11 protein-coding genes are annotated in these 14161 nt (G+C 37.8%); 1 reads left to right on the forward strand and 10 read right to left on the reverse strand.

Features of this window, described 5'->3' with window-relative positions; genetic code table 11:
- Positions 1–2: 2 nt before the first annotated feature.
- The 8 genes from KRODI_RS04310 to hflX form a co-directional block, all read right to left on the reverse strand.
- Positions 3–293 carry a YciI-like protein gene (locus tag KRODI_RS04310; RefSeq protein ID WP_013750352.1) on the reverse strand — a complete coding sequence of 97 codons (291 nt, stop codon included), beginning with the start codon at positions 291–293 and terminating at the stop codon, positions 3–5.
- Positions 293–2419, reverse strand: a complete 2127-nt coding sequence (gene scpA / locus KRODI_RS04315; protein WP_013750353.1) for a methylmalonyl-CoA mutase — start codon at positions 2417–2419, stop codon at positions 293–295. Before scpA ends, KRODI_RS04310 begins: the two co-directional genes overlap by 1 nt.
- Positions 2412–2996 (reverse strand): hypothetical protein, encoded by a 585-nt coding sequence (locus KRODI_RS04320; protein ID WP_013750354.1) that lies wholly within the window; start codon positions 2994–2996, stop codon positions 2412–2414. Before KRODI_RS04320 ends, scpA begins: the two co-directional genes overlap by 8 nt.
- 4 nt (positions 2997–3000) lie before the next feature.
- Complete coding sequence (locus KRODI_RS04325) at positions 3001–4359, reverse strand: methylmalonyl-CoA mutase subunit beta (RefSeq protein WP_013750355.1); 1359 nt, start codon at positions 4357–4359, stop codon at positions 3001–3003.
- Positions 4349–4681, reverse strand: a complete 333-nt coding sequence (locus tag KRODI_RS04330) for an FtsB family cell division protein (protein ID WP_013750356.1) — start codon at positions 4679–4681, stop codon at positions 4349–4351. The genes KRODI_RS04325 and KRODI_RS04330 overlap by 11 nt, the downstream gene beginning before the upstream one ends.
- 21 nt (positions 4682–4702) lie before the next feature.
- A complete protein-coding gene (gene udk, locus KRODI_RS04335; protein WP_013750357.1) occupies positions 4703–5311 on the reverse strand; it encodes a uridine kinase in 609 nt (202 codons plus the stop codon).
- Positions 5312–5471: 160 nt separating this feature from the next.
- Positions 5472–7370 (reverse strand): PQQ-binding-like beta-propeller repeat protein, encoded by a 1899-nt coding sequence (locus tag KRODI_RS04340; protein WP_013750358.1) that lies wholly within the window; start codon positions 7368–7370, stop codon positions 5472–5474.
- A gap of 127 nt (positions 7371–7497) precedes the next feature.
- The gene (gene hflX / locus KRODI_RS04345) at positions 7498–8727 is read right to left on the reverse strand and encodes a GTPase HflX (RefSeq protein WP_013750359.1); all 1230 of its coding nucleotides are present in this window, start codon (positions 8725–8727) and stop codon (positions 7498–7500) included.
- Between the two features lie 69 nt (positions 8728–8796).
- Between hflX and KRODI_RS04350 the strand changes: the two genes are divergently transcribed.
- Positions 8797–9780 carry an endonuclease gene (locus tag KRODI_RS04350; RefSeq protein WP_013750360.1) on the forward strand — a complete coding sequence of 328 codons (984 nt, stop codon included), beginning with the start codon at positions 8797–8799 and terminating at the stop codon, positions 9778–9780.
- Between the two features lie 8 nt (positions 9781–9788).
- Here the strand turns inward: KRODI_RS04350 and KRODI_RS04355 are convergent, their stop codons facing one another.
- Together KRODI_RS04355 and KRODI_RS04360 are read right to left on the reverse strand one after the other, a co-directional pair.
- On the reverse strand, positions 9789–11288 hold the full coding sequence (locus KRODI_RS04355; protein WP_041295796.1) for a DUF5689 domain-containing protein: 1500 nt from the start codon (positions 11286–11288) through the stop codon (positions 9789–9791).
- Positions 11289–11301: 13 nt separating this feature from the next.
- Positions 11302–14076, reverse strand: coding sequence for a TonB-dependent receptor (locus KRODI_RS04360; RefSeq protein ID WP_148235982.1), 2775 nt, complete (start codon positions 14074–14076; stop codon positions 11302–11304).
- Between the last annotated feature and the right edge of the window lie 85 nt (positions 14077–14161).

A 14161-nucleotide genomic window follows, 5' to 3' on the forward strand; every position in this document is an offset into this window, starting at 1 on the left:
GATTATACCTCTAACATACTTCCCACAACCACATTCCATTCTTTAATTTCCCATGAAGAAACGATGCCGTTTTGTACATAAGGATCTTTAAAGATAAATTCTTCTATGAGGCTTTTATCAGACACTTTGAAAATTAAGATTCCTTGGTCTGCTGGGTTTTCCGTGGCACCACCTAGTAATAAATAGCCAGCAGCAACTGCTTCTTTTGCTAGTGTAAAATGGTCTGGGCGAAAAGGCGTTCTTTTCTCCAAATAGTCCTCAACGTATTGATATTTGAGAAGGTAATGCTTCATTAGTTCATCATAATTTCTAGAAGACCTATTGCAGCCTCACTAATTTTTGTTCCAGGTCCAAAAACTGCCGCAGCACCAGCATCAAACAGAAATTGATAATCTTGTTGAGGAATCACCCCACCTACAATCACCATAATATCAGGCCTACCTAACGCCTTCAATTCTTCAATTACTTGAGGCACTAATGTTTTGTGACCTGCAGCAAGTGATGATACTCCCAGAATGTGAACATCATTTTCCACCGCTTGTTTTGCTGCTTCCTTAGGTGTTTGAAATAACGGACCAATATCCACATCAAACCCTATATCTGCATATCCAGTTGCTACTACTTTGGCGCCACGGTCGTGACCGTCTTGCCCCATTTTGGCAACCATAATTCTTGGACGGCGTCCATCTTGTTCGGCAAATTGGTTTGCGAGTTGTTGCGCTTTCGCGAAAGCGGGATCTTGTTTCATCTCTTTACTATATACACCACTAAAGGATTGGATTTGTGCTTTGTGTCTTCCATATACATCTTCCAGCGCATCTGAAATTTCTCCTAATGTTGCTCGCTCCTGTGCAGCTGTAACCGCCAGCGCAAGTAAATTATCATTACCCGTGCGAGCCGCTTCTGTAAGTGCTTCGAGGGCTTTTTTTACATTTTCGGTATTACGAGCTTCTCTAATGTCTGCTAAACGCTTAAGCTGCCCTTCTCTTACTTTTGTATTATCTACATCAAGAATATCTAGGTGCTCATCTTCTGTAGGTCGGTATTTATTTACTCCTACAATAATATCTTGAGCACTGTCTATACGTGCCTGTTTTCTAGCTGCAGCCTCTTCAATACGTAGTTTAGGAATCCCTGCCTCAATCGCTTTAGTCATTCCGCCTAGCTCCTCAACCTCTTCAATAAGCTCCCAAGCCCTTTGAGCAATATCATCTGTAAGTGACTCTACATAATAACTGCCAGCCCAAGGATCTACTGTTTTTGTAATATGAGTTTCTTGTTGTAAGAATATCTGTGTGTTTCTAGCAATACGCGCAGAAAAGTCTGTAGGTAAGGCAATAGCCTCATCTAAGGCATTTGTGTGCAAACTCTGTGTGCCTCCAAAGGCAGCTGCAGCTGCTTCAATGGTAGTACGAGCCACATTATTAAAAGGATCTTGTTCTGTAAGGCTCCACCCACTTGTCTGACAGTGCGTTCTAAGCGCTAATGATTTAGGGTTTTTAGGATTAAATTGCTTTACAATTTTTGCCCATAGCATACGTGCTGCACGCATTTTGGCAACTTCCATAAAGTGGTTCATTCCTATTGCCCAGAAAAAAGATAATCTTGGCGCAAAGCTATCAATATCCATTCCTGCAGCGAGTCCAGTTTTAATATACTCTAGACCATCTGCAAGTGTATAAGCAAGTTCTATATCACAAGTAGCACCGGCTTCTTGCATATGGTATCCTGAGATAGATATACTATTAAATTTAGGCATGTTTGCAGCCGTATATTCAAATATATCTGAGATAATTCTCATTGAAGGAGTAGGTGGATATATGTACGTGTTGCGCACCATAAACTCCTTCAAAATGTCATTTTGTATGGTTCCAGAAAGTAATGCTGGATCCACTCCTTGCTCTTGTGCTGCTACAATGTAAAACGCCATAATAGGTAACACGGCACCATTCATAGTCATGGACACAGACATCTTGTCTAATGGAATCTGATCAAAGAGGATTTTCATGTCCTCTACAGAATCTATGGCAACACCTGCTTTGCCTACATCTCCCACCACACGCTCATGATCACTATCATAACCGCGGTGTGTAGCAAGATCAAATGCAACCGAAAGCCCTTTTTGACCAGCAGCGAGATTACGGCGATAAAATGCATTACTATCTTCGGCAGTTGAGAAACCTGCATACTGACGTATCGTCCAAGGACGTCTTACGTACATAGTACTGTAAGGACCTCGTAAATTAGGGGCGACACCTGCGATAAAATCAAGATGCTCTAATCCTTTTACATCGTCCTTTGTATAGCGAGACTTTACATCAATCTTCTCTGCAGTTGTAGTAAGGTTAACTTCTGCAATTGAAGATAAATTTTCTTCTTGAGAAGAAAGTGTGATATGTTGAATATTTCTTCTACTCATTACTTTCTTTTATAGGAAGCTCAGTCATAGTAAGCTGTTGATAATAGGTATCTAAAGCAACATATAATGCTGTATATCTATCTGTTTGAGATTTATATGCAAAATTTCTCATTCGAGAGTTAAATAATTTTGGATCCATTGTGTTGGATTCAACAAGCGCTTCTATCATAAGAGCAAGCTGCGGATCTTCTATATTCTTAAGGACACAAGGAATATTACTATACATTAAATTACTCTTTAGACCTCCATCTTTTATAATCCCTGCTTTCACAAGCTCTTTTCTTATTGCCAAAGTGTGTGGTGTAGCTAGTCGCTCATATTCTGCATCTCCTGAAAAACCCACGTAAACAAAATTTGCGTACGCTTTATTCCTCAATCGTGATTCTGGATCATAAGCACTAATAATGTCTTGTTCGAATTGATACAATGCTTCGTTTAGCAGTGCATTATTTTGATTTTCACAATTAATTATCTGTTCCTTATCTGCGTGTTTATATTCGAGAGAAGACTGGTCTTCACATGACAACACTCCTAATACAATAGCTATCGCAACGCCAAGGCTATATATTTTTTTCATATGATTACTTTTCTGCTTTAATGCGTTCTTGTTCTAATGATTCGGCTAGGCGTTTTGGAATTATAGGCTCAAGCAATGTTTTACGAGGGTTAATTTTTACAAAAGGATAAATTTCTAACTCACCTTTCATAACGTCTTTTGGATTAGGGTGCTTATTTGTTCCTAGAAGAATGAGCTCTCCTTCGTCAAACTTAGCCTGCTCCTTTGCAGCACTTTCTTTTATCTTTCGTTGTATGGTTCCTTCTTTAAGTTGTCTCAAAAATCCTCCTTGCGCTTCTATATCTTTATAAAGCGTAAGTGCTTTTTCAGCCAATTGCGAGGTAAGCTCTTCTACATAATAAGAACCATCTGCAGGGTTTTGAACTACATCAAAATAGCTTTCTTCTTTGAGAACAATGAGCTGGTTACGAGATATGCGCTGTCCAAAGTTATTGGTCTTGTGATACAATGCATCATACGGCATATTTACCACCCAGTTTGCGCCACCTAGCACAGCACTCATACATTCCGTTGTGGTGCGCAGCATGTTTATATTATAATCATAAATCGTTTTATTGCGTCTTGATGGGTGCGCTATAATGTTAATAGCTGCATCCGTATAATTAAATGCAGATAATACTACAGCGGCAAGCTTTCTGAGCGCCCTTAGCTTTGCAATTTCAAAAAAGTAGTTAGTTCCTACCGCGACTTCAAAAGTGACAATATTTATACTAAGCTTCTCTTTTTCACAATGGTTTAAATATTCGGTAAGATGTGCCATACCGTAAGCCAGTTGCTGTACCATGGTGGCACCAGCATTTTGATATGAGGTTGTGTCTACAGTAAGTTTGTTTTCTTCTCCCTGTAATAAACTACTTACTATATCGTGATCATTTTGCAAGTTGTGATACCAGTTACCATCAAGTGCAAGATGATTGATTATATCAAGCTTTGTGGTGATATGATACGCTTTCGCGAAAGCGTGAAAACTTTTATAAAAATCTTCATCAAGAAAACTGAGCTCAAAGTAAAGAGGGATATCTTTGTGCTTTAAACCTTTAAATAACTGCTCAAGATCAAACAGCGTATCTGCCTGAAAGTAAATAGCCTCTGCACCGCTCTCTATAGCTTTATTTGCCGATTGCGCAGACTTAACCGCATCTACAATAAATATTTTCTCCCCAATAAACCATTGTTCGGGAGCTTCAACAGCTACTGATTCTTTTATTTCATCACTGTGATAAAAAGGTTTTACATGTATTCCTTCTAGACTTTGCCAAACAAGCGTCTCATTGTAGTCTGCACCCTTCAGGTCAAACTGTATTTTTTGCTTGAAGGCTTTTGCCGAAACTGCGTCAAACTCTGAAAATAAATTAGTCTTCATTCTCTGTAGATAAACTATCTTGATATTCAATTATATAAATCTCCTCATTGTCCCTCTTCATAAGGTATTCTTCACGAGCAAACCTTTCTAAACCTGCGCTATCTTTAAGTTGTAAGATTTGTGCATTATCCTTTGCTATTTCTTTTTTAAAATAAGCTCTATTACCTTCTAGCTTGTCATATTCTTGATTAAGCTCTCTGTGCAACAGATATGAACTTCCATCAAAAAATAGCATCCAGACTATAAAAATGAAGAAAATGAGCAAATATTTATTACTCATTATTCTAAACCATTTTTTCTGTTTTAGCTCCTTGATGTTCATTGTTGTAAATATAACAAAACCTTAATGTAATCGTTCGTTTATGATACTACGAACGATATCTACAGCCACTGTATTGTACCTATTATTAGGTATAATGATATCTGCAAATTCCTTTGTAGGCTCTATAAACTGCTGGTGCATGGGTTTCAATGTAGTTTGATATCTATTTAACACCTCATCTAGATCACGACCACGCTCTGCAATATCTCTCTTAAGACGGCGTATTAAACGCTCATCACTATCTGCATGCACAAATACTTTAATATCAAAAAGATTACGAATATTAGGGTCTGTCAAAATAAGAATTCCTTCTACCACAAGCACATTCGTAGGACTTGTAAGCACAGTCTCATCAATGCGATTATGCGCAACAAATGAATACATAGGTTGTAAAATATTTCTTCCTTCTTTGAGCTCAACAAGGTGTTGACACAGCAAAGGAAAATCTATTGCATTAGGGTGATCAAAGTTCACCTTCTTACGATCTTCCATCGATAATGCAGAGAGATCTTTATAATATGAGTCTTGAGAAATTACTGTTACTTGTCCTTCTGGAAGATCTGACACAATCTGATCTACAACGGTAGTCTTACCACTTCCGGTACCACCGCCTATTCCTATAATAAGCATATAATATTATTTTGAGGTAAAGGTACTATTTACGGATTAGTCTTTTATGAGAGGTTTCAAAAAATCAAGAATAATAGTAAAAGCTCAACCATCGTTTTTGAGCAAAAAAAATCGAAGGCTTTAAGAAAGCCTTCGATTTTTACAATTATAAAGTATTGTATTATTTACCCTTAAATATTTTTACCTCTTTACCATTACTGTAAAATAAATCTTTGGTAACAGGATCATAGTCATAGACTGGTTTATTAGTATCAACGGTGATTTTATCTAGCTCCTCACCAGTTTCTTTATCTACACGAATAAGAAGCTTCTCTCCATTTTCACCTTTTGCAAAAATGATAGCATACACATCTGTCTCTTGCAGTGCATTGTATCTGTCTTTTACAAACTGACTACCAATATTTCCTGCTATGAAACCTGCTTTTCCTATCTGTCTTGTCTTTTCGTCAAAACCTATTTCGCCAACTTTAGTAAGCTGCTCGTTTCCATTTTCATCTCGTGTAACTTGACTAATCTCAACATTTGTAGTGGCTACGGCACCAGCTGTTTTTACCACAGACATGGTACCTTTCAATAGTTTCCTGCCAAATTCACCTGGTTGCTTGTATTTATTATGAAAAAGCACTTCTCCATCTTCTTTTACACCAATCACTTCACTCTGTCCAGAAATAGATACGTTATTAGGAAAAATCTCCATGCTCGTAATTAACTTCTCATCTTTGAGTTTAAGCTTTGCATAAGGCTTTGGTCTTTCAGTTGAGTTTTCATTGAATCTATATAACTTTTCATCATTGTAGATTACAAAATCACCTGTGTTCTCGTCAAACTTTGCAACCGTAGGTCGCTTTTCGTTTAGCTTCAAGTTCCCACTCCATATTTTCTTTCCTGTATTGTAGTCTACCATATTTGCATAGGTAGCTGTTACATAAAGTACTTTTCCGTTTTTTGTTTTCTCTAAGAAAAAAACTGGATCTTCATCATCATCACAGATTTTTACATCCTTCTTCCACTTTTTCTGCCCGTCCTTATCGATCAACATCATCTCGTTGTCATACACGTAAAGAAAATCTGTTCCCTCTGGGATTACAGATTTAATATTCTTTCCTTTAGGATCTTTTTCCCACACTTTTTCTCCTGTCTCAAAATCATAGAAATTAAATCCCTTATAGTGTGCTAAGAGCATTTTATTTTTCCAATCTTCAAAAAGAACTAGCTTCTTTGTTTTAATAGGGTCTTCCCACACTGGACTTCCATCTTGTGCATTCTTGAGATATAACAATGACTTCCCTGCAAAGAAACCTTTAGACTCATTTAAAAGCACATACGTTGCATCTTGATTAGCATTAAAACCTGCATAATCATTCTCTTCTGCACTCCACAATAAACTACCAGACTCATTATCTAACACATAAAATTTAGATTTTGCTAGTAAGAAAATTTTATCTTCTATAAGCTCTAACTTATCTGTAACTCCTGTTTGATCCTTCCCTGCTGCTGCTGCGAGCTTCGAAAAAACAGTTCCAAAATTTTCTGAAACTTCTGTTTCCCATTGGTACGTTTCATTTTTAAGATCATACTTAGCAATCACTAAGCTTTTATCTTTCATCCCTCTTAATAGCAGTGCATTTTCGTCAAAAAGATATTCTGATTGAAAAAAGAAAACATCACTATCATCTGATGCAAAAATCACATTTCCATCAAAGCTATTTATAATATAAAGTCTGTTATCAAAAAACTTCTGAAGGAAAGGCGTGTCTGGTATCACATCAAAACCTGATCCTTTTCTGTTTGTACTAAAAATACTTTCAACAGATAAGTCAGCATTTAATAGCGCAGACGCGCTACTCGCTTTTGGTATAGGAGTTACCCACAGACTCTCATCTGTATCTGGGTTATACGCATTTAAATTTGTACCGTCAGAAATAACTACAATACCATTAAAAGGCACAATAATTAAGTCCGTGACTTTTCCGTCAAAATCAAGTGTTTCATCTGCAGCTCTTTGCGAAAAGACTGAGCATGATAAAAATAATAAGACAACAAGAGTAAGTTTATTCATATTTATAATTTTGTGGGAAATTACTGAATAATACTTAATAACTAGAAAGTTTTTTTACGCAAAAAAAAAATCGGCCAACTTTTAAAGTTGGCCGATTTTTCTATTACGCTATTAAGAATAAATAACCCTATTCTTCCTCGCTATTTCCTACTTGCTCCTCATATTCTGGATATAAAAATGCATTGTAAGGAAATCTTGTTACGTGAATCTCTCTTACTCGTTCGTAGATTTTCTTTCTGAACTCCTCAAAGTTATTTTTGTTAAGTGCAGATATAAAGATAGCATCACCATTAGTACGAGACATCCATGTTTCTTTCCACTCGTCAAGTGTGTAATGCGCACCAGTGCGCTCTACCATAAGATCCTCATCATCATAAGCCTCTGCCGTATAAGCATCAATCTTATTAAAAACCATAAGCGTAGGCTTGTCCATACTCTCAATCTCATCAAGAATCTGGTTTACAGCATTAATGTGATCTTCAAATTGCGGGTGAGAAATATCTACCACATGCAGTAGTAAATCTGCCTCACGCACTTCATCAAGCGTACTTTTAAAAGAATCTACTAGCTGTGTAGGCAACTTACGTATAAATCCTACCGTGTCTGAAAGTAGAAAAGGAAGATTCCCTACCACCACTTTACGTACGGTAGTATCTAAGGTTGCAAAAAGTTTATTTTCGGCAAATACTTTACTCTTACTTATTACATTCATGAGAGTACTCTTACCCACATTCGTATAACCTACGAGAGCTACTCTCACAAGTGCACCACGATTACCACGCTGCGTAGCCATTTGCTTATCTATAGTAAGCATCTTCTTTTTAAGCAAGGTAATACGGTCACGCACAATACGTCTATCTGTTTCAATCTCTGTCTCTCCAGGTCCACGCATACCTATACCTCCACGTTGGCGTTCAAGGTGTGTCCATAAACCTGTAAGTCTAGGCAACAAATATTCATACTGAGCAAGCTCCACTTGTGTGCGTGCATAACTCGTTTGAGCTCTCTGAGCAAAAATGTCAAGTATCAAATAGGTGCGATCTACAATCTTACATTTTAAGATTGCTTCTATGTTACGTTGTTGTCCAGGAGTAAGTTCGTCATCAAAGATCACAGTACCCACATCGTGCTGCTCTACATATGCAGCAACGTCTTCCATCTTCCCTGTCCCTATAAAAGTTTTGGGATTAGGTTTTTCTAATTTTTGAAAGAAACGCTTTAAAACTTCTCCTCCAGCTGTGTATGCTAGAAACTCAAGTTCGTCAAGGTATTCCGTCATTTTATCGTGTGATTGCTTTTGGGTAACTAGCCCCACCAGCACACACTTTTCATAATCTATTTTTTCTGTTTCGATCATATTAACAAAGGTAGCAAATGGATTGCAGTCTTTTTGACTAAATTGTAACACTCATAGACACTATTCATTATGGAGGATGATTCCGCTTTCGCGAAAGCGCAACAAGAAAAAATACAATGTGCAGTAGGCTTTTACAACCTAGAAAATCTTTTTGACACGACAAACAACCCAGAAACGCTAGACGACGACTTCACACCGAACGGTTTTAAGGAGTGGAATAGCTATAAGTTTAATAAAAAAATAGCCAAACTATCAACAGTCATCTCAAACATAGGAAAGGAGGACACTAAGACCTCACCTTCTCTCCTTGGCGTTGCCGAAGTGGAAAATAGATCCGTACTAGAGTCTCTTATTGCGACAGACAACCTCAAAGATGAAGGTTATGACATTGTTCATTATGACTCCCCAGATGAGCGCGGTATTGATGTTGCTTTATTGTACAAAAAAGCAGACTTTAAAGTCACGGCAAGTGAACCCATCACACTCTACCTAGAAGCCGAAGAAGGTGGCAGAGATTATACTCGTGATATTCTTTATGTACAAGGAGAACTTTTAGGAAATCCTGTTCACATACTAGTAAATCACTGGCCTTCCCGAAGATCTGGTGAGAATGAAACCTCACAAAAGCGCATTACAGCAGCACAGCGCAATAGGGAAGTTATTGATAAACTCATGAATGAAGACCATAAAGTGAAGATTATCATTATGGGCGATTTTAATGACGGGCCACACAGTGAAAGCGTAAAAAACAACCTTGTTAAAACGGAGTTTTACAACCCAATGCTGTACTTAGGAACAAGATATGAAGGAAGCTTAAATTATAGATTTGAGTGGTTCATTTTTGACCAGATAATCTTTTCAAACAATTTTGTACAGCTACACGAAAACACACTTCTTTACGAGAAGTCAGATATTTACAATGACTTTTTCCTCACTGAATATGAAGGGAAGTTTAAAGGAACACCCTTTCGCACCTATGCAGGAAAAAGATATTTAGGCGGCTATAGTGATCATTTTCCTGTGTATAGTATTTTATCTAAAAGACCTGAATAAAAAGATTTTTAATTTGCTTTAATTTGAATCTCGTCAAGTTCATAAGTACCGTCAAAACTTGCATTTCCAGATCCGTTATATCTAAATGCAACATAGCCAGTACCTGTGACACAGGAGAGATCAACAATACCGGAGTCAATCCAGTTTCCAAAGAAATCATTATCTGCTACAATATCTGCTGCTGCTAGGACATCCCAAGTAGAAGCAGCAATTGTTGTGACATCACCATCCCAGTCGTTAGAAAAAAGGATGGTCAACCTACTGCCGTCTGCAAAGCTATTTGATGTTCTAAATCGCAACGTTTCTCCCGTATTTGATGTAAAATCTAACGGCGGAGTGATTAACCAAGACACCGTTCTTGCATCTCCAGAAAAAGCAGATGCAATTCTCGCAGACCTACCCAATGAGGCATTCTGACCAGTACTCGTATAAGCTTCCCATGCTTGGGTTCCTTCTTCATGATAATTAGTCCAGCCATTACCCATTATAGGGTTGTTATTAGTTTGAGTTTCAAAAAATTCTTCAAATAGTATGTTCTCTCCCATTCCACTAGCTGGGCCGCAATCTATTTCTACGGGATCACAACGGTCTGTCTCATCAAAAATAAGGGCTTCTGGATTGTTAATTGCAATATTGTAGGTGTCTCCAAAAAAGTTACGCGTGAGCACTCCCGATATACTCCCACGTCCATCGGGCAGCAATATGGATTTAAAATTTGCAAAGGTACTTGTACTTACAATAGTAGATTGTCCAGTGGCGCAATGCACCAGTTCTCGCTCTCCATCAAACTCATCAAGAGGTTCTCCCGCGTAGGTAACACTCCCATCAATGACATCCTCCTTTATAAACTGAACATCTGTGAGCTTGACGAATATATTTTCTAACTCATTACTAAAGTCTTCTATAGTCACCTCCAGCGGAATTATCTCTTCAATAATGGCTGATCTCTGCATAAAGCTAAACTGTGCTGGCGCTGGAATTTTATCTAGATTATCTGTCATGCCCAGCGTTAATACTCCGTTGCTATCTCCTATCCACAAACCTCCTATGGCTTGATTGTTTAGCGTTGCATTACCTAGCTTTACAAACACCTTGCGACCCACTTCGTAATACGTAAACAATGGACTTTCGTCAATGAGTACGCGGACGCCTGCCGTAGGATTATTTGCTTTATCTTGTATGATGAGCTCCTCAAACCAGTTTCCAGAGGCATCACTACTTATCACAAAACCTTCTACATAACGATTGGTTTCAGCAAGATCAAGTCTAAATGTGCTACGTAAGGCTGTAATATCTGCCTCGCTAGTAGCATTGATACCAAGATTATCTGCTTCAATCAAAACAGCTTGCTCATAGAGATTTACTAGTTGTGCGATGGTGATTATTTCTCCATCTAGATCTGGATCTGTGATTTCAAGTACTGGTGTTGAAAACTCATCATCATTTACGCAACTTACAATTAAGAAGAGTAATACAACAACTAACAGTTTCTGGAATAATTTCATCATCTTAATTTTAAAGTTAGAATCTAACGTAAGCATTTACGTAGTACGTGGTTCCTCTTCCAAAGAATAAACGATCTCCAAAAATGGGAGTCGCTCGCTCAGATTCTTCAAGTTTTGACCTATAATTTACCCTACGAGAATCCTCAAAGCCTGCCGTAATATAATTTTCATTGAGTACGTTGTTTACTGTTGTAAAAAAGCCGACAAAGTAACTTCCTATCCTCCAAGACTTCCCTCCTATAATATTTACGAGATTATAGCTATCTATTTGTGATTGCCTAAGCAAACCCTTAGCCACCTCCGCATCAAAGTCGTTGAATGGTTGACCGTCTATGTCTTGGTTAAAATTTGCTGTACGTGCTAGATTACTAATGTCTATGTAAGCATTAGAAAAGCGATTTACCGTAATGCCAAAATTCCAAAAATCTGGATCTCTATACTCAAGACCTAATTGATAGGCTCTTTCTGGCCCTCCAGCAACATGCAATTTATTGAGTACAACTTTGCCACCTCCAAAGGTTTGAGGCCCATCAAAATCATCAGAGGTATAGTAAATATCTGGGTTATTTGTATAGGTAAATTGACCTACAGATGCAGCTGCCTTCAACTTAAGTGTAGGTAGTACCTGCGCCTCTATGCCTATCTCAATACCTATGTTTTGCCGCTCAACATTGGTAAGTACTTCTTGTACAAAAGATGCCTCCGTTTGCGCTATTGAATTTTGAGTAAAAAAGAATCCTAAATCAGTTCCATTTTGAAAGCCTGTATAAAACCCAGTAACACGTGCTTTTACAATAGGGGATCTATAAATATAGCTAACATCAACACTTTGTATTTGCTCTGATGTTAGGTTATTTACTACATCATTATTTTGTCTAGCATTGCTAAAACTATTTCTAATAGAAGGAGCAGTGGTATAGTAAGCTCCGTTTACTGTTACTATATGTCTACCTGTAAATTTATAAGTCGCACCTGCTTTCAATCCTCCATCTGTAAATGAAAGTTTCTCACTTAGTCCAAAGGAATTCACACCCACAAAATTTCCGTTCTCAAATAATCCCTCTCGCTGATAACTTGTATTACTTGCCGTACCAGAAATAAAGAAATCTGTATCCTTAAAAGTAAACTGTGCTTGAGCAAATCCGCTTATTGTACTTGAATTAATATTATAGTTATACTTATACCGATCTCCTACTTGAACAATTCTGTTAGGGTTGCGCACATCACTCTGTGCGAGATCGCCTTCTTGACCATCCTGACTCTCGCTTACGGAGAAATTATCTATGTCAAGAAATCCCTCACCTCCTAGTAAATCACTTACCTGTGCATAGTTTTCACTCTTCAAATCTCTATAAGAAAGATTTCCATTTATGGTAATTGCATCCGTAAGCTGAGAGTTCAAAATCATAATTGCAGACATTTGCTTATCTCCCACAACGTCATCTTGAAGAATTATTTTTGAGTTACCTCCTCCTACATTAGCCTGATATATGGATTCCCAGTCTAGCTGACCATCATTTATGAAGTCTTGTTGCAATACATATGCTGTTTGAAAATCTCCCGCAGTAGGGCTTGGATCTTGAAGTGCAAAACTGGGCAAGAGCTGATAATAATTTGGTGCTGGATTTCTAAGGCTTCCGTTATCTATTCTACCACTTTTTATGGTGCCTACTTGATACCCTAAGTTTGTATTAATACTTGTCTTATTACTTATATCCCAGTAATGATTAATCATAAATACTGGCTCTTCAATCTTGCGCATTCTACCATTTCGCTGCTCTCCATTTTGCAAACCCCAATATGGATTATAAGTGCGTCCTTTAAGATCAACTTGTTCTTGTGTAAGTGAAGAAGCTCGACCACGCCGATTAGGCGTGTAAAAAGAAGAAAAATTAAGACTGTGGTTGTCATTAATTTTCTTCTCTACAGATAGGTATATGGAGTTTGCATCATATAAAGTGCCATCTTGAAAACCTTCTTTGCCAAAACGACGAGACAACAGCAGACTGTAAGCCCATCCTTTCTGAGATAACCCAGAGTTGTAACTTCCCATTAACCGCCCTTGATAAGAAGCACTAGCTGCGGCATATGAAATCCTACCTCCTTTTCGCTCCTGTGATGCTCGCATGATGATATTTGTTACTCCAGCCAGTCCTCCAAAGCTATATTCATTCGCTTTTAAGCCTTGGGTAAACTCACGGTTGCGTTGCGCGTCATTAAGGCCGCCCCAACTTCCCCATTGAGGCCTACCGTTAAACTGTTTATTCATTTCTATCCCGTTTATAAGTAGCTTACCATTTGCATTATCCAACCCTCTTGGTCGGAAAAAGGTAGCGCTCCAATCAAATGCTGCAGCGCTCAAAAAAGCGTCTCGTCCAGCAGTTAATAAGCCTGAGGTATTAAAAGTCTCTTGTGTATCATCGCTATTAAAATCATTATCTGATAACGAGATTAACCCTATCTGCCGCTGCTCTTCAGTAATATCAATGTCAAGGGTTATTATAGGAAGTTTTAAAATTCCTTTAGCTTTTATAATGACGGGCAGTCTCTTTGTAACAAAACCATTTTTTTCAACAATGAGAATTTGATCTCCATACAACTCGATATTATTGTACACAAATACACCAAGAGCATCAGTTTTTACATTGCTATTTTCTCCTTGAATTATTATACTCACATCGGGAATCGGCTGTGAAGTAATGGCGTCTATTATCGTTCCTTTGAGTTGTGTTTGAGACCATAAAACGCCACTAAACAATAAGAAAACATACCGCAATAAATTGTTATTCATAGCCTCTAATTGACGTAACATTTCAGTTTTAAATATTTCCTAGGAAAAATTATAAATTCGTAACGCACTGAAATTCATTACATTT

This window comes from Dokdonia sp. 4H-3-7-5 (genome assembly GCF_000212355.1).
In the GTDB taxonomy this organism is placed as follows: domain Bacteria; phylum Bacteroidota; class Bacteroidia; order Flavobacteriales; family Flavobacteriaceae; genus Dokdonia.